This window comes from uncultured Roseobacter sp. (assembly GCF_947495025.1).
Classification (GTDB): domain Bacteria; phylum Pseudomonadota; class Alphaproteobacteria; order Rhodobacterales; family Rhodobacteraceae; genus Roseobacter.
Genome location: NZ_CANLXG010000001.1, coordinates 1,597,971 through 1,612,708, shown reverse-complemented (window position 1 = coordinate 1,612,708; position 14,738 = coordinate 1,597,971). Strand labels below are relative to the sequence as shown.

The 14,738-nt window shown below is 58.7% G+C and carries 11 protein-coding genes; 6 read left to right on the top strand and 5 right to left on the bottom strand.

Annotation, left to right across the window (positions count from 1 at the left end; translation table 11 throughout):
- The first annotated feature begins 99 nt into the window (after positions 1 to 99).
- From puuE to Q0792_RS07560, 3 genes are read left to right on the top strand one after another with little or no spacing between them, the layout of a single operon-like run.
- Entirely contained in the window at positions 100 to 1,512 is a 1,413-nt protein-coding gene (gene puuE / locus Q0792_RS07570; protein ID WP_298838312.1) for an allantoinase PuuE, read from the top strand.
- The gene (locus Q0792_RS07565) at positions 1,509 to 2,003 is read left to right on the top strand and encodes an ureidoglycolate lyase (RefSeq protein ID WP_298838310.1); all 495 of its coding nucleotides are present in this window, start codon (positions 1,509 to 1,511) and stop codon (positions 2,001 to 2,003) included. Before puuE ends, Q0792_RS07565 begins: the two co-directional genes overlap by 4 nt.
- A 48-nt stretch (positions 2,004 to 2,051) precedes the next feature.
- Positions 2,052 to 3,476, top strand: a complete 1,425-nt coding sequence (locus Q0792_RS07560; protein ID WP_298838307.1) for a nucleobase:cation symporter-2 family protein — start codon at positions 2,052 to 2,054, stop codon at positions 3,474 to 3,476.
- A 950-nt stretch (positions 3,477 to 4,426) separates the two neighbouring features.
- Here the strand turns inward: Q0792_RS07560 and Q0792_RS07555 are convergent.
- The 5 genes from Q0792_RS07555 to Q0792_RS07535 all read right to left on the bottom strand — a co-directional run bounded on the left by Q0792_RS07555 (position 4,427) and on the right by Q0792_RS07535 (position 11,091).
- Positions 4,427 to 5,296 (bottom strand): bifunctional allantoicase/(S)-ureidoglycine aminohydrolase, encoded by an 870-nt coding sequence (locus tag Q0792_RS07555; protein WP_298838305.1) that lies wholly within the window; start codon positions 5,294 to 5,296, stop codon positions 4,427 to 4,429.
- Between the two features lie 180 nt (positions 5,297 to 5,476).
- Entirely contained in the window at positions 5,477 to 6,142 is a 666-nt protein-coding gene (locus Q0792_RS07550; protein ID WP_298838303.1) for an ankyrin repeat domain-containing protein, read from the bottom strand.
- 428 nt (positions 6,143 to 6,570) lie between these two features.
- Complete coding sequence (locus Q0792_RS07545; RefSeq protein ID WP_298838301.1) at positions 6,571 to 7,527, bottom strand: DMT family transporter; 957 nt, start codon at positions 7,525 to 7,527, stop codon at positions 6,571 to 6,573.
- A 213-nt stretch (positions 7,528 to 7,740) separates the two neighbouring features.
- On the bottom strand, positions 7,741 to 8,979 hold the full coding sequence (locus tag Q0792_RS07540; protein WP_298838297.1) for an L-rhamnose isomerase: 1,239 nt from the start codon (positions 8,977 to 8,979) through the stop codon (positions 7,741 to 7,743).
- A 9-nt stretch (positions 8,980 to 8,988) separates the two neighbouring features.
- Entirely contained in the window at positions 8,989 to 11,091 is a 2,103-nt protein-coding gene (locus tag Q0792_RS07535) for a bifunctional rhamnulose-1-phosphate aldolase/short-chain dehydrogenase (protein ID WP_298838294.1), read from the bottom strand.
- 187 nt (positions 11,092 to 11,278) lie between these two features.
- Between Q0792_RS07535 and Q0792_RS07530 the strand changes: the two genes are divergently transcribed.
- The 3 genes from Q0792_RS07530 to Q0792_RS07520 all read left to right on the top strand — a co-directional run bounded on the left by Q0792_RS07530 (position 11,279) and on the right by Q0792_RS07520 (position 14,727).
- Positions 11,279 to 12,079, top strand: coding sequence for a DeoR/GlpR family DNA-binding transcription regulator (locus Q0792_RS07530; protein ID WP_298838291.1), 801 nt, complete (start codon positions 11,279 to 11,281; stop codon positions 12,077 to 12,079).
- Positions 12,080 to 12,117: 38 nt separating this feature from the next.
- Positions 12,118 to 13,119 carry a rhamnose ABC transporter substrate-binding protein gene (gene rhaS / locus Q0792_RS07525; RefSeq protein WP_298838288.1) on the top strand — a complete coding sequence of 334 codons (1,002 nt, stop codon included), beginning with the start codon at positions 12,118 to 12,120 and terminating at the stop codon, positions 13,117 to 13,119.
- A 75-nt stretch (positions 13,120 to 13,194) separates the two neighbouring features.
- The gene (locus Q0792_RS07520; protein WP_298838285.1) at positions 13,195 to 14,727 is read left to right on the top strand and encodes a sugar ABC transporter ATP-binding protein; all 1,533 of its coding nucleotides are present in this window, start codon (positions 13,195 to 13,197) and stop codon (positions 14,725 to 14,727) included.
- Positions 14,728 to 14,738 lie beyond the last annotated feature (11 nt).

Below are 14,738 nucleotides of genomic sequence, written 5' to 3'. Positions count from 1 at the left end.
GCATCAAATCCCTTACACAATAGGCTCTTTCAAAAATTTCTTGAAAAACAGCTGTATTGTTTTGCTCTATAGATCACCCACGCAGATTGAGGAATGTCTATGCATCGCTATCCCCGTGATATGACAGGCTATGGTGCCAGCCCGCCCGCGGTGAACTGGCCCGGTGGCGCAAAGATCGCTGTCCAGATCGTTCTGAACTACGAAGAAGGCGGCGAAAACAATGTCTTGCATGGCGATGCGGCATCAGAGGCGTTTCTGTCTGAAATTACAGGCGCGGCTCCCTGGCCTGGGCAGCGTCACTGGAACATGGAATCGATCTACGAATATGGTGCACGCGCGGGCTTCTGGCGCGTTCACCGGTTGCTCGGCGATCTGCCGGTCACCGTCTACGGAGTGGCTACAGCCCTGGCGCGTGCGCCGGAACAGGTCGCGGCCATGCGCGCCAGTGGATGGGAGATTGCCTCCCACGGTCTGAAGTGGGTTGAACACAAGGATATGCCTGCCGACGAAGAGCGCGCACATATCCGCGAGGCGATCCGCCTGCACACAGAGGTCACGGGTGCTGCGCCACGCGGCTGGTACACCGGACGCTGTTCCATGAACACCGTGGATCTGGTGGCAGAAGAGGGCGACTTTGCCTACATCGCCGACAGCTACGCCGATGATCTGCCCTACTGGACCCGCGCCGGCGGCAAAGACCAGCTGATTGTGCCCTACACGATGGACTGCAACGACATGCGGTTTGCCATTCAGGCGGGCTATACCAATGGCGACCAGTTTGAGAGCTATCTCAGGGACAGCTTTGACATGCTCTATGCGGAAGGAGAGGCGGGTTACCCGTCAATCCTGTCAATCGGGCTGCACTGTCGGCTGATCGGGCGGCCCGGGCGTGCCATGGCACTGAAACGGGCACTGGAGCACTTCCGGCAACACGACGGTGTCTGGTTCGCCACCCGCGAACAGATTGCTGATCACTGGGCAGAGGTACATCCGCCGGTGACCCGGCCACGGCCTTCCGAAATGGAACCTGAGGCCTTTGTCGCGGAATTTGGTGGAATTTTTGAGCACAGTCCCTGGATCGCCGAAGGCGCACATGGTCTGGAGCTGGGTCCGACCCATGACACGGCCGCGGGTGTGCACAATGCACTTTGCCGTATCTTTCGCAGCGCGCCTGATGAAAAGCGCCTGGGCGTACTTACCGCGCACCCTGATCTGGCGGGCAAGCTGGCCGCCGCCGGCAGACTGACGGCTGAAAGTACCGCGGAACAGGCAGGCGCGGGTCTTGACCTGCTCACCGACGAAGAACGCGCGATGTTCGGCGCTCTCAATGCACAATACGTGGAACGCCACGGGTTCCCTTTCATCATTGCAGTGAAAGACAACACCAAAGCCACGATCCTTGACGCGTTCCGACGCCGTATCGGCAATGATCGTGAAACTGAATTTGCAGAGGCCTGCCGTCAGGTGGAACGGATTGCCGAACTGCGTCTGATCGAGAAGCTGGGCTTATGACAGAAACGCTGCGCGCAACACAGATCTCGCAGGAGGCTGTCGCCGGGCTGGCCGAGTTGATTGAGGCATCAGGCGAGGCGGACAAGCTCATCAACCAGGGTTTCTGCGCACGTTTCCATGACCTGGCACGCCCCGATGTCAAAGGGGAGACAGGCATCAGCATCTTCCGGTCGGCAACGTTCACCACGCCGTACAGGATGGAGATGATGGAGCGCCATCCGCATGGGAGCCAGGCTTTTCTGCCAATGCAGCCAGGCGAGTACCTCGTGGTCCTGGCCGACGATCAGAACGGCGTCCCACACAATCCGCGTGCCTTTATCGCAGGCCCCGGCCAGGGCGTGAACATCGGCCGTAACGTCTGGCACGGGGTTTTGTGCCCGCTCGCCGGTACGTCAACAGAAACGGCGTTGTTCATGGTCGTGGACAGAGTGACCGACGGGCCAAATCTCGAAGAACACTGGTTCGACGAACCAATCACCATCGAACGATAAAGCGCGTGGCCCGGGAAGGCGACGCGGAAAAACAGGGAGGGACAACTCATGTCAGATTCAACCATCGGAACGCCGGAACAACTCCGCGATCCAAACTACACGCCGCCGCTTCACAAGGCCGTGCCGCTGGGTATCCAGCACGTTCTTGCGATGTTCGTGTCCAACGTCACCCCTGCGATCATCGTATGTGGCGCTGCGGGTTTCGGTTTTGGCTCCAACAGCCCCGATTTCCCGCAGATGATCTACATGATCCAGATGTCGATGTTTTTTGCGGGCGTTGCGACGCTGCTCCAGTCAATCACTCTCGGGCCCATCGGTGCGGGTCTGCCGATTGTTCAGGGCACGTCCTTTGCCTTCATTCCGATCATGATCCCACTGGTTGTGGGCAAGGGCGTTGATGCCATTGCTGTCGTCATGGGAGGTGTGATTGTGGGCGGTCTTTTCCATGCAGTCCTGGGACTTTTCATCGGCAGAATACGCTTTGCCCTTCCGCCGCTTGTCACAGGTCTCGTTGTGACAATGATTGGTCTCGCCCTTGTAAAGGTTGGCATCCAGTATGCCGCCGGTGGCGTGCCGGCTATCGGAACGGAGCAGTACGGCTCGCTTCTGAACTGGTCTATGGCACTGATCGTTATCTTTGTGACACTGGGGCTGAAGTTCTTTGCACGCGGTATGCTGTCGGTCTCCGCTGTTCTGATCGGCCTGCTGGCAGGGTATGCGTATGCCTTTATGCTGGGTGAGGTCAGCCTGGCCAATGTGGGTCGTGCCGCACCATTTGCGTTGCCGAACCCGTTCCACTTCGGGGTTGAATTCACGGCCGCTGCCATCATTGGCTTTTGCCTGATGGCCTTTGTGTCTGCCGTTGAAACGGTCGGGGATGTCTCGGGCATTACCAAAGGGGGTGCGGGCCGCGAAGCAACAGACCGGGAAATCCGGGGCGCGACCTATGCCGACGGCGTTGGCACGGCGATTTCGGGTTTCTTTGGCGCATTGCCCAACACGTCGTTCTCACAGAACGTTGGTCTGATCGCCATGACGGGTGTCATGAGCCGTCATGTTGTTACCATCGGCGCACTCTTCCTGATTGCCGCCGGTCTGGTACCCAAGGTGGGTGCGGTGGTCTCTTCCATTCCGATCGAAGTTCTGGGCGGCGGTGTGATTGTGATGTTCGGTATGGTTGTGGCTGCCGGTATCTCAATGCTGTCGGATGTGCGCTGGAACCGCCGCAATATGGTGATCTTTGCGATTTCCCTGTCCGTGGGTCTGGGCCTGCAACAGGAACCCGGCGCTCTTCAGCATCTTGAGGGCACCATCAAAATCCTGCTGACATCGGGTCTGCTTCCTGCGGCGCTGATCGCCATCGTGCTGAACCTCATCCTGCCCGAAGAACTCAGCGGTGAAGCCACCGAAGAGGTCTCCGGCGGTCTGGCGGGTCATGGTCACGGCGAGCTTGTGAGAGACGATCACGTCTGATCGCTGCCAAAGAAGTTCCGAAAACGCAAAAGGCCCGGTCAGATCGACCGGGCCTTTCTGTTGCGCCTTTTGTGCTGTCTGGTGCGGGCGGCGCTGATGACAGACCCGACCCTGAGCCTGCAGGATCAGGCTTTCTCCGACCTTGCCACAGTCACGACAGGGCGCAGGCCCTGCCAGGACCCGGGCAGGGTGTTTCATACGGTTTGTTCGTGCGCGATCCTACGGACTGTTCAGGCGGCGTGTCTGTCTTTTCAGGGCAGGTGTGGACCAGTGCCTGGACAGCCTGACCTTATGTGATCTGCGTGGTCAGACCGGCCACACCCGGGCAGTTGACGAATGTTGCAGTCCGCTCAGCAAATCCGACGCGCAGGAGATGTCGTTTTCGTCTTTCCTTTTGCCCTGTGGGTCAGTCGCAGCCTGCAAAAAAAAGACGTCAGTCTGAAAATCATATACGGGGATTGCATATCTGCGCGCAGGATCTGGCAGTCCGGGGGCAATCCTTTGGGCTCTGACAGACACCAGCGGCTGTAAAAGACGTGCCTCAGTCGTCTGGTCCGCTCAGGGGCGCAGTCAATCGGCATGCGATTTCACGTGTACAGGTGCGGCATGACAGGACAGGGCGGTTTCACGCCCGGCTGCCGCGCTGATGAACAGATGGACGGCAGTGCCGGGCGCGTCGGCAGCGGCACGGATCCATGCGTCCGCTCTGCGCATTGGCCGCGGTGTTTGGATCGGGTGGTGTCGGAGGGGAGGCGTCCCGAAAGAGAAGCGGAACGCATCGGTGTTCGGGATGTCAGCTGCGCCCGATCGCCTTCATGGGAGGGACACGCTGTCACCGTATTGCGCCGGCTTACGGGGTCGCCTGCGGGTCTGTCCTGAAACGGCGCGTATATCGGGCCCGGACAAAGACCGTACCCGCGAGATGCAGGTACTTTCAGCGTCGGGAAAAACTACTTTACCGTAGGGCTGAGAGGCCTGTTAACGAGAGTGCTGCCAGACAGCGCAGACACGTTCATGTGGCGGTTTACATCCTTGTAGAGCAGATACCGGAAGCGCCCCGGACCGCCCGCATAGCAGGCCTGTGGGCAGAAAGCGCGCAACCACATGTAATCGCCAGCCTCAACCTCGACCCAGTCGTTGTTGAGGTTATAGACGGCCTTGCCCTCCAGAACATAAAGCCCGTGTTCCATCACGTGGGTTTCCAGAAAGGGAATGACGCCCCCCGGCTCGAAGGTCACGATGGTCACGTGCATATCGTGGCGCAGATCTTCCGGATCCACGAACCGCGTCGTGGCCCATTTGCCATCCGTCCCCGGCATCTCGGTCGGGGTGATATCCTGTTCATTGGTCACGACCGGATCAGGCAGAGGTAATCCCGGGACGGCCTCATAGGCTTTGCGCACCCAGTGAAACCGCAGCATCTTCGCGCTTTTGTTGAACAGTGACCAGTCGGCGCCGGGTGGGATGTAGGCGTATCCGCCTTCGGTCATCTGGTGCTCCGAACCCTCGATAGTTAGTACCGCGGTGCCTTCTGCGATGAACAGAACGCCTTGTGCACCGGGGTCAAGCTCGGGATCGGCAGAGCCGCCACCAGGCGAGACTTCCATGATGTATTGCGAAAACGTCTCCGCGAAACCGGACATGGGGCGGGCTATCACCCAAAGGCGTGTCTTCTCCCAGAAAGGCAGAAAACTCGTCACGATATCGCGCATCGTCCCTCTGGGAATGACTGCATAGGCTTCGGTGAAAATGGCACGATCCGTGAGCAGCTGCTCCTGTCCGGGGTGACCGCCGCGAGGGGCGAAATACTTTGGTGCCATGTGCGCTCCGCATCTTGAGGTTCTGCGCCAGTATGGCGGTCTCCCCGGTTGCCATACACCCGTGAAAGCAAGACAACTCCTTTCGGAAGTTTTTGATAATCCGGAAAATTATCTCACAAATTCGCAGTGCTCATGACCCAGCCGTACCAGCGCGGCCTCTGCCTCGCGCGGCAGTGAAATCTATTCAAGCAATGCTGCGATCCCGGCATAGCCACGCGCTCTGGCGTGCTGAAGTGGCGTCACACCAGCCCTGTCGGCAATCGCCCGGTCAGCCCCGGCATCTGCGAGTATCTGCACGGTTCTGATGTGGTCGGCACCCCCGTCGCCCAGAACAACGGCTTCCATCAAAGCTGTCCAGCCGAGGTTGTTGACATGATCAAGCGGTGCGCCGCCATCCACAAGGCGCCTGACGACGTCGTAGTGGCCAAGATGGGCAGCAGCGATCAACGCCGTACCGTCATATACGCTGGTGACAAGGGTTGGACTGTTGCCCAGCCTGATTGCCAGAGAGACCAGTTCAGGATCGTTCGCCACAGCAGCAATCGTCACCACGTCATAGAGGCGGTTGTCCAGAGCATTCATGTCGGCGCCCCTTTCCGCGAGGGCAGTAATCACATCATCATGTGAGGCAAAAGCCGCGACATGTGCAGGCGTGCGGCTTGCCCGATCCCGTATGTCCGGATCAGCGCCTGCCTCCAGAAGGCTCACGACCTGCGCGACGTCGCCGTGATGAGCCGCCAGATGCAGTCCGTCATAAGACGCGATGTCGGCAGCAGAAGGAGCCGTTTGCGCAGTCGCAACTCCACCGGAAAGAAAGGTGACCATCAATAATGCAAACCGAAACATATCACGTCTCCCTTGAAAGAGGGCCGCCCGGGCCAGGACACCCCGCCTGCACCAATGCCGCCTCCGTGGATACCACAGATCCGTATCGACAGACCATCAGCCGGGGCGTCAGCGGGGCGGTAGCAAGAGTGGGTCATATCAGAACTCCGTACCGGCTGTGGTGATGTCCATATCTTCGAGGTACCCGACGCTCCTCGTTCTTTGGCCCGACGTGTGACCTGCAGCAGAGAAGATACCAGTGAGGGGGAGCGGATAATTTTACGAAGACCAAGTCTCTGAACGTGGACCGCGGGACTTCGGGGGCCCATGGCGACAAAGGACAATCCGGCAAAACGGAACATCCGCAGCGGCCCATATAGCGTGGATTATGTCGCAAATGCCCCGACAGTCGCAGCGATTGCCTCACGACAAATGACTTCAGGTCCGCATCAGTCCCGGTCGCGGGACAGTGTTCCGACATCTGGGATGAGCTGTCTGGACGCAATTCTTTCCCGGTGGATCATGTAGAGACCGGCGGCAATAATAATGGCAATACCGAGTAAACTCAGTGCATTCGGGAAATCATTGAAAACAAGGTATCCGAAGACCGTGGCCACCGGCAGCTCGAAATACTGCAACGGGGCTATTGTGGCGGATGGAGCAAATGAGAGGGCGTAAGTCATCATCATGTGGCTGACGGTCGCAAAGAATCCGGCGCCCAGCAGCCACAGCCAGGCGAGACCGTCTGGCCAGACGGGGTCAAACAGTGTGGACCCGGATCCTTCGGCCACCAGCAGGACCGGAATGCAGAACAGACTGGCGATCAGGCCTGTGTGGAACTGCAGTGCAACGGGATGCATCCGCCGCGACAGGCCACGCGTCAGAAGGATGTAGAAAGCAAAGGCCACTGCCGTACCAAGTGGAAAGAGTGCGACCATACCAAAGGCTGCAAAACTGGGTTGGATCACGAACAGAACGCCCAGAAACCCAACAAGTGCAGCGCCAACACGACGAGGCCCGACATCTTCATTAAGCAAGAACTTCCCCGCCAGAAGAACAATGAACGGGGCAACAAACACGATGGCCAGCGCATCGGCAAGCGGCATCACGCGGATTGCGGCAACGAAGCAGAACGTAGCGAGCAGTAACAGAATTGCCCGGGCGATGAGGGGTTTCAGTTGCCCTTTCGGCACGCGCAGCGACAACCCCATTGCCCGGATAAAAGGCGCCATCAGCGCGCATTGCACGATAAAGCGCGCCGCTGTGATCTGCCCCGTCGGTACGCTGGCCGATGCAAGTTTTGCGGCCACATCCAGCAGAGGCGCGGTCAGACAGAACCCGAGCATAAGTGCGATGCCGGTAAGGACGCGGTCCGTGGGTTGAGGAGTAGCAAGCGCTGGTGTCATCGCCCTTTCTGGGGGTACCGCCCGGCGTGCGTCTGTTCTTAAAACGACGCCGGAGCGAAACTCTGCATTGCGGTCTGCGGTTTCAGCAATGCGACGGTGTGATCAGACGCCGCAACGGACCGCACATCAACCTGATCATCACGTTGCGACCTGCAGGTTTGCGGGCGGGGCGGGTACTGCACAGGTATGCGGACCTGCCGTGGGTACTTCTGTCTAACCCCGGCCTGAAACCTTCGTCTGATAACGATCGAGCTCTCTGATCAACCCCTGACCGTTTGGAACCTCCTGCCGCGCCGCGAACTCGTTCCAGACAGTGCCGAAGGGCATGTCTTTGAACTCTTCCGTCACGACGAGCCGGGTCGTGAAATCAAGGTTCTCTTCGGCTGCCTTCAACCGCTCCAGAGGCAGCAGCAGGGCGCGCAGCAATGCCTTTTGCATATTGCGGGTGCCGATAACCCAGGCGGCCGTGCGGCTAATTGTGGCGTCAAAAAAATCCAGCCCGATATGCGTCCGCCCCAGAAGGTCTGCGCTGACAAGTTCCTGCGCCATCTGCAGAATGTCATCGCTGAGAAGGATTACGTGGTCGCTGTCCCACCGCATCGGCCGGGAGACATGCAACAGAATTTCATCCAGCGACAACGCGACGGCGCTGAGCTTGTCCGCGATATTCTCGGTCGGATGAAAATGGCCCATATCGAGGCACAGCAAAATGCCCTTGCGGATTGCATACCCCATGTAGAATTCATGACTGCCGACTGTACAGGCTTCGACGCCAATGCCGAAGAGCTTGCTTTCCACAGCATCAAGCATCTGCTTTTTGTCCTGTGGCGGGGCGAGCATCGCATCGAGCGAGGCTTCGAGCCGCTTGCGCGCAGACATCCGGTCAACCGGTGTATCCTTGTAGCCGTCTGGCACCCAGATATTGTTCACACATGGTGAACCGAGTACCGCGCCGATCTGTGCTGCAATATCGCGGGACCGCCGGCCGTGTTCGATCCAGAAGTCACGGATACCAGGGTCAGGATGGCTGAGCGTAAGGTTATCGTCCGCCCTGGCATGGGCAAAGAAGGTGGGATTGAAGTCGAGGCCAATACCCTGGGCCTTCGCCCAGTCGACCCATGGTGCAAAATGCGCGAACTCAATCTCGTCCCTGTCCGGGCTTGCCCCGGTGTCGGGATACATCGCATGCAGGTTCAGCCGGTGCCTGCCCGGGATCATGGAATAGGCAAACTCCAGATCCGCGCGCAGCTCGTCGGGCGTACGGGCCCGCCCCGGGTGGTTACCTGTCGCCTGGATGCCGCCACCCGACGCGCCCGACTTTGGCTCGAAGCCGACGACATCATCACCCTGCCAGCAATGCATGGATACCGGGATGGTCTTCAGACGCTCCAGTGCGGCTTCGGTATCTACACCCCATTCAGCAAAGGCGTCTTTTGCGCTCTCATAGCTCATGCGTATCCCCTACCGTGTGAACGCTTGCACATTGCCCGCGTCCACATTGATGATGTTGCCCGTAGACTTGGAGGAAGTGTCGGCGGCGAAGAAATAGCAGGCCTCTGCAATATCTTCCGGCAGAACCGAACGTTTGAGCATTGAGCGCTGGCGGTACATTTCCTCAAGTCCGTCCTTGTCTGTGCCATAGGTGCCCGCGCGCTGTTCCAGCCAGTCGCCCTCCCAGATTTTCGATCCACGCAGGACAGCGTCCGGGTTGACCACATTGACGCGGATACCGGCTTCTGCCCCTTCAAGCGCAAGACAGCGCGCCAGATGAATTTCCGAGGCTTTTGCCGTGCAGTAGGCTGCGGCATTGGGTGAAGCGGCCAGTCCGTTTTTGGAGGCCACGAAAACGACAGCACCGCCCATGCCCTGTACCCGCATCAGCCGGAACGCTTCGCGACTGACCAGGAAATAACCGGTCGACAGAATATCCATGTTCCGGTTCCACAGGGCCAGTGATGTCTCCTCGACCGGTGCCGATGAAGCAATGCCGGCGTTGGACACCAGAATGTCCACCCCGCCAAATTCAACGCAGGCATCCGCAAAAGCCGCAGCAACGGCTTCTTCGCTTGTTACATTCATTACCACGCTGCGGACGACATCCGCACTGTACCGGTCCGATAAACTGCTCTGCACCGAGGCAAGGGCGTCCTCATTGATATCGGCCAGGATCACGCAGGCACCTTCTGAAAGGTAGCGCTCTGCTGTTGCCGCTCCGATGCCTCCGGCGCCCCCGGTGACAAGGGCCACGCGACCGGCAAGCGATTTCGGTTTCGGCATGCGCTGCAGCTTGGCCTCTTCCAGCAGCCAGTATTCGATATCAAAGGCTTCCTGTTCGGGCAGGCCCTGATATTCGCTGACCGCCGACGCGCCGCGCATCACGTTGATGGCGTTGACGTAGAATTCGCCGGAAATCCTTGCCGTCGCCTTGTCCTTGGCGAAGGTGATCATGCCGACACCGGGGATCAGGTAGACAACCGCGTTCGGGTCGCGCAGCGCCGGGCTGTCGTCGTGCCGGCAGCGATCATAATAGGCCTCATAATCCTGACGGTAGGCATCAACCTGATCGGGCAGGGCGGCCAGTACCGCTTCAGTGTTGTTCCCGGCCGGATCGAAAGGCACCACCAGTGGCCGGATTTTTGTGCGCAGGAAGTGGTCAGGACAGGACGTCCCCAAAGCCGCAAGCGCCTCCATGTCCCTCGCGTTTACGAATTCAAGCACTGTGTCACTGTCGTTAAAATGGCCGACCATATGCTGATTTCCGGACACAAAGCCACGGATTGCAGGCATCAGGCGCGCCGCAACCTTGCGACGTGTGTCGGCTGAGAGGCTTTGGTGAACCGCGCCACCGAAGGCCGGGATACCGTCGCTGCGTTCGGCGAGCCATCTGGTGGCAACGTTGATGACATCAATCGTCTGGTCGTAACATTCCTTCGCGGTGTCGGCCCAGGTAAAGAGGCCGTGGCTTGCCAGAACAACACCGTCCGCCTCCGGGTTTTCCAGACAGAAGTTCTCCAGCCACAGACCCAGTTCGTAACCGGGTTTCTTCCACGGCAGCCAGCCAATCCGGCTTCCGAAAATTTCCTGTGTCAGTTCTTTGGAGTTCTTTGAAGCGGCAATCGCAATAATCGCATCGGCATGAACGTGATCCACATGCCGTCGCGGTACATAGGCATGCAGGGGGGTGTCGATGGATGCCGCCCGCGGGTTCAGCTGAAAGGTGCAGTGCGGCAGGTAGCCGACCATCTCATCTTCATGTTCCACCCCGCGATACAGCGACTTCAGAGCCTGGAGCTTGTCCATATAAAGCGTTGCAAAGCCATCCATCCTGATCGAGCCGATATCGCCCCCGGACCCTTTGACCCAGAGCACCTCGACCTTTTCGCCTGTCAGGGGATCGGTCTCCATCACTTTGGCAGAGGTGTTGCCGCCGCCGTAATTGGTCACCCGTTTATCAGCCCCGAGGATGTTGGAGCGATACAGCAGAAGTTCTGATTCGCTCATTCCCCGAGCGACCTTGTCATCCCAGCGGCTTTCAAGAAGCTGAGTTTCCAGTGTTTTCAACATGTTTCCTCCCGGCTGGCGCGGTACGCCGATCAATCTCTTCGGGTTTCAGGCTGAGCGGAGTGCGGCGGTTTGTCAATCAATATCAGTCATAAACAATCATGCTGCGATGCAGAATGAGCGAATATGATTGTTTTTGATTGACAGATGCGCCGAATCTGGACAGCCTGTGGTGAAAGGGAGGCCGGAATTGCACGAGAAAGAACGTCATACGATCATTCTGTCCGCGGTGGAGGAGCGCCCCGTGGTCACTGTGGTGGATCTGTGCAATCTGACCGGCGCGTCAGAGGCGACAATCCGCCGTGACATTGCCACGCTCGATCAGGACAGGCAGCTGCGCCGCGTGCGTGGTGGTGCCGAAGCGCTTAATCCACCGCAGTTTGTAGGTCTTGCCGGCAGGCCCTTCTCCGTCAATGAGACCATGCGGATCGAGGAGAAGCAGGCGATTGCCGCAGCCGCCGTCGATCTGTGCGACGATGGCGATGCGATCATCATCAACGGCGGCACCACGACGTTCCAGATGGTGCACCCGCTGGCCGGGCGGCGCATGCAGGTCTTTACAAATTCTTTTCCGATTGCAGAACACCTTCTCAAGCATTCCAGAAATACAGTCATGCTCTCGGGTGGCACGATCTACCGCGAGCAGAACATCATCCTGTCGCCTTTTGACAATGACGTGACCCGAAATTTCTGTGCCCGGCGTATGTTCATGGGCGCGCAGGGTCTTGGGCCCCTGGGGCTGATGGAGGCAGACCCGCTTCTGATCCAGGCCGAACAAAAACTCATCGGCCAGGCCGACGAGCTGGTTGTTCTTGCCGACAGCAGCAAGTTTGAGCAGCGTTCCAGCCTGGTGCTGTGCCCGCTCAGCCGTATCACCACCGTCATCACCGATGACCGGATTTCGGACAAGGCTGCCGCCATGCTTGAGGCCGCAGAAGTGAAACTGATCGTCACCCAGACAGGGGGTGCTCAGAAGAACGTGGCCTCCTGAGAGGTCACATCAGCGAACGTACTTTAGGGAGGAAACCAATGAAACGTCGCACATTTACGAAACTCACCACGGGCCTGACAGTTGCAGCAAGCCTGTTTGGCACGACCGCAATGGCCCAGGACGACATGCGTATCGCGCTGGTTGTAAAGGCTCTGGGCATCGGTTTCTTTGAAGCCGCAGCACAGGGTGCAGAAGAAGCGGCAAAGGAAATCGGTGGTGTTGAGATCATCTATACCGGCCCCACTGATACCACCGCTGAAGGTCAGATCGAGGTCATCAACTCGCTGATCGCGCAGGGCGTGGATGCGATTGCCGTTTCGGCCAATGATACCGACGCGCTGGTGCCTACGCTCAAAAAAGCGATGCAGCGTGGCATCACGGTCATCTCATGGGATTCCGGCGTGGCGCAGGAGGGCCGGCAGATGCACCTCAATCCGTCATCAAATGCGCTGATCGGAAACATGATCATCAAGCTGGCCGCCGACCACCTGCCTGATGGAGGAGATGTCGCGGTGCTGTCCGCGACCACGACGTCGACGAACCAGAACATCTGGATCGAAGAGATGACCAAAGTGATGGGCAACTATCCGGGCATCAATGTTGTTTCGACGGTCTACGGCGATGACCTCGCTGATAAATCATACCGTGAGGCCACCGGTCTGATGCAGTCCTATCCGGATCTGGATGCCATCATCGCGCCAACATCCGTAGGGATCGTGGCTGCAGCGCAAGCCGTTGCAGACGCGGGCAAGATCGGTGAGGTCAATGTCACCGGGCTGGGTCTGCCGTCTGAGATGGCCGGCGCCATCGAAAGCGGTGCCTCTCAGTCCTTTGCGATCTGGAACCCGATCGATCTGGGATATTCGGCAGCCTATATCGCGCATGCACTGGCGTCGGAGGCCGCCAAAGCAGAGCCGGGCGCAGAGATCTCTATCGGGCGTGTGGGCTCAATCACTCTGGACGACAGTAACGAGGCCGCAATGGCGGACCCGTTCATATACGACGCTTCCAATATTGATCAGTTCAAGTCGATTTTCTGAGATCATGAACTGACCTGTGGCGCGGGCTTTACAGGTCCGCGTCACCCTTCTTCCCGGATCAGATCGAGACACTGGATGTTGCAGCAAACGCAAAAGTCATTGCCCCGGGGCGACCGGTCTGACCCGCAGGCCATTCTGGCCCTGGCGGACATCAGCAAAACCTTTCCCGGGGTGAAGGCGCTGTCCGGCGTATCGCTCAGCCTTTATCCGGGGAAAGTGACCGCTCTTGTTGGCGAAAATGGCGCCGGCAAGTCAACGGTTGTCAAGATCCTGACAGGGATCTATCAGCCCGACGGCGGGAGCATTCTCGTTGATGGTGTGCCAGCGCCCTTTCCGACCCCGCAGGCTGCCGCCGATCAGGGTGTCACGGCCATTCATCAGGAAACGGTGCTGTTTGACGAGCTGTCTGTTGCTGAAAACATCTTTCTGGGTCACGCACCGCGCAATTCGTGGGGCCTGATCGACCGCAAAAAGACAACCGAGAAAGCCCGCGCGCTTCTCAGCAGCATCGGTGCCGCTCTTGACCCTGAGCTCAGGCTGAAAGACCTCGGCATCGCCAACAAACACCTCGTGGCAATTGCGCGTGCACTGTCGATTGAGGCGCGCGTAGTGATTATGGATGAGCCAACAGCCGCGCTCTCCCAGAAAGAAATCGAAGAGCTTTATGAACTGGTTGAAAGTCTGAAGGCGCAGGGCAGGGCGATCCTTTTCATCAGCCACAAGTTCGATGAGATTTTCCGCATCGCTGACAATTATACTGTCTTCCGTGATGGCCAGCTGATCGGCGACGGTGCGATCGCCGATGTCAGTGAGGCCGAACTTGTAAAAATGATGGTCGGGCGGGACGTCAGCCAGATTTTCCCCGAACGGGAGCCAAGCGCCGGTGACCCGGTTCTGACCGTCGAGGGCTATGCGCACCCCACTGAATTCGATGATATCAGCTTTACCCTGCGCAAGGGTGAAATCCTTGGCTTCTACGGGCTGGTTGGTGCCGGGCGTTCTGAATTCATGCAGTCCCTCTTCGGGATCACGCGGCCGTCTGCAGGCTCTGTCGAAGTCGGAGGCAGGAAGGTCAGCATCAGATCACCGGCCGACGCCGTGGACAATGGTATTGTCTATGTGCCTGAAGACCGGGGCAAACAGGGGGCTGTTCTTGATCTGCCGATCTTTCAGAATATTACGCTGCCCTCACTCGGGCGGATATCGCGCGGGGGCTTTCTGCGTCTGGCTGAGGAGTTCAGGCTGGCCCGCGAGTACACCGAACGGCTTGATCTGCGCGCGGCTTCTCTGGACACCCACGTGGGCAATCTGTCGGGCGGCAATCAGCAGAAAGTTGTGATCGCCAAATGGCTGGCGACACAGCCCCGGGTGATCATCCTCGACGAGCCCACCAAAGGTGTTGATATCGGCTCGAAGGCGGCTGTGCATGAATTCATGGCGGAACTGGCCGCGCAGGGTCTCGCCGTGATTATGGTCAGTTCTGAAATCCCGGAAGTGCTGGGCATGTCTGACCGCGTGATCGTCATGCGCGAGGGGCGTATTGTTGCAGAGTTGACTGATACGGAACTGCAACCTGAAACACTTGTGCGCCACGCTGCCGGGATCTGAGGATACGTGTC

What these genes read in the sequence shown, in the direction of transcription:
- puuE (WP_298838312.1), top strand. Translation starts at nt 100, where the DNA reads ATGCATCGCTATCCCCGTGATATGACAGGCTATGGTGCCAGCCCGCCC.
- Q0792_RS07565 (WP_298838310.1), top strand. Translation starts at nt 1,509, where the DNA reads ATGACAGAAACGCTGCGCGCAACACAGATCTCGCAGGAGGCTGTCGCC.
- Q0792_RS07560 (WP_298838307.1), top strand. Translation starts at nt 2,052, where the DNA reads ATGTCAGATTCAACCATCGGAACGCCGGAACAACTCCGCGATCCAAAC.
- Q0792_RS07555 (WP_298838305.1), bottom strand. Translation starts at nt 5,296, where the DNA reads ATGGCACCAAAGTATTTCGCCCCTCGCGGCGGTCACCCCGGACAGGAG.
- Q0792_RS07550 (WP_298838303.1), bottom strand. Translation starts at nt 6,142, where the DNA reads ATGTTTCGGTTTGCATTATTGATGGTCACCTTTCTTTCCGGTGGAGTT.
- Q0792_RS07545 (WP_298838301.1), bottom strand. Translation starts at nt 7,527, where the DNA reads ATGACACCAGCGCTTGCTACTCCTCAACCCACGGACCGCGTCCTTACC.
- Q0792_RS07540 (WP_298838297.1), bottom strand. Translation starts at nt 8,979, where the DNA reads ATGAGCTATGAGAGCGCAAAAGACGCCTTTGCTGAATGGGGTGTAGAT.
- Q0792_RS07535 (WP_298838294.1), bottom strand. Translation starts at nt 11,091, where the DNA reads ATGTTGAAAACACTGGAAACTCAGCTTCTTGAAAGCCGCTGGGATGAC.
- rhaS (WP_298838288.1), top strand. Translation starts at nt 12,118, where the DNA reads ATGAAACGTCGCACATTTACGAAACTCACCACGGGCCTGACAGTTGCA.
- Q0792_RS07520 (WP_298838285.1), top strand. Translation starts at nt 13,195, where the DNA reads ATGTTGCAGCAAACGCAAAAGTCATTGCCCCGGGGCGACCGGTCTGAC.